Annotated in this window: 1 protein-coding gene; it reads right to left on the reverse strand. The window is 70.4% G+C overall.

Annotation, left to right across the window (positions count from 1 at the left end):
* Positions 1-7 precede the first annotated feature (7 nt).
* Positions 8-1,465 carry an IS30 family transposase gene (locus AB0637_RS24975; protein WP_366175486.1) on the reverse strand — a complete coding sequence of 486 codons (1,458 nt, stop codon included), beginning with the start codon at positions 1,463-1,465 and terminating at the stop codon, positions 8-10.
* Positions 1,466-1,549: the final 84 nt, after the last annotated feature.

A 1,549-nucleotide genomic window follows, 5' to 3' on the forward strand; every position in this document is an offset into this window, starting at 1 on the left:
GGCGGATTCAAGCGGTCCCTGCAACACCGTCGTGGTCGTAGGGCCTGGACAGTAGCTCGTTCAAAGCCTCAGCCGGTGTCTTCCAGTCCAGGGTCTGGCGGGGCCGGCCGTTGAGCTTGATGGAGATGACGTCCAGGTCGCGGGCGCTGTGAACGGCCAGGTCGGTGCCCTTGGGTAGGTACTGGCGGACCAGGCCGTTGGTGTTCTCGTTCGAGCCGCGCTGCCAAGGGGAGTGCGGGTCACAGAAGTAGACCGCGACGTCGGTGGCGGCGGTGATCTGGAAGTGCCGGGCCATCTCGATCCCCCGGTCCCAGGTCAAGGACTGCCACAGGTGCTTGGGCAGAGCGCCGATCGCGGTGATGACCGCATCCCGCACGGCCTCGGCGCCGCGGCCGGTGGACCCGCTGTAGCCGTCGCTGTCGCCGTCGAGGTCTGCTGGTCGCGGCAACGGCAGGAGCATCACGTAGCGGGTGGTGCGTTCGACCAGGGTGGCGACGGCGGACTGCCCGTCTTTGCCGATGATCAGGTCCCCCTCCCAGTGTCCGGGCAGGGCGCGGTCTTCGACCTCGGCAGGTCGTTCGCTGATGGAGACCAGGCCGGGGATGCGGGTGCGGGCCCGTTCACTGCTGGCGCGGGAGCGGGCGTTGGGGACCCGCCGGGCCCGACCGGTCCGCAGGCAGCGGTGCAGGTCAGCGCGCAGCCCGCCACGTCCTTGCACGAAGACGCTGCGATACACGCTGGCGTACAACGCTTCGTGCGACATCTGCATCTCCGGGCGGTCAGGGAATCGGGCCTTCAGCTTTGCCGAGACCATCCGCGGGGACCAGAAGGAGCCCTCATCGGGGCCGGGGACCTGCCCGGGCTGATCACTCATCCATGCCTGCACCTGCGCTGCCAGGGCCGGGCTGGCCACCAGCTTCGGTGTCTTGGGTCGGGCCCGGCGGGACTCGGCCTGCACCTGGGCGTAGTCGGCGTAGTAGTCCCCCCGCCCCCGCTGCGGGGGCACGTGGTTGCCGCCCTTGCCCGGTCCGGACCTGCGCCCGGCCCCGACACCAGCACCAGCACCAGCACCAGCACCAGCACCAGCACCAGCACCAGCACCGGGGTGAGAGGCACGGCGGCGGCTGCTGTTGCGGGCCAGTTCGCGTCCGATGGTGGACCGGTGCCGACCCAACCGCCGGCCGATCTCGGCCGCGCTCAGGGCCCGGCCCTGCTCATCGACCTGCCGGACCAGCTCAGCGATCAGGCCCCGCTCGCGCACGGTCAGGTCCTGCGAGCGCACCCGCAGACCCCGGGCCCCCACCATCGCCGGCACGTCCACCTCAGGGTCGAGGACCAGGCGAGGCTCCAGCCCACCGCGCTGACGCAGCCAGCCCTTGGCCACCGTCGCTGAGACACCCGCCGCCGCTGAGCACTCCTGCAAGTCCCAGCCCAGCCGCCACAACCTCCAGAAGACGATCTCCACCCGACGTAGCTTGCGTGGCCGTCCTCGCATCGTTCGCACACCCCTCCTGGGACAGGGATGTTGCAGGGACCGCTTGACTCCAAG

This window comes from Kineococcus sp. NPDC059986, from assembly GCF_040702905.1.
In the GTDB taxonomy this organism is placed as follows: Bacteria; Actinomycetota; Actinomycetes; order Actinomycetales; family Kineococcaceae; genus Kineococcus.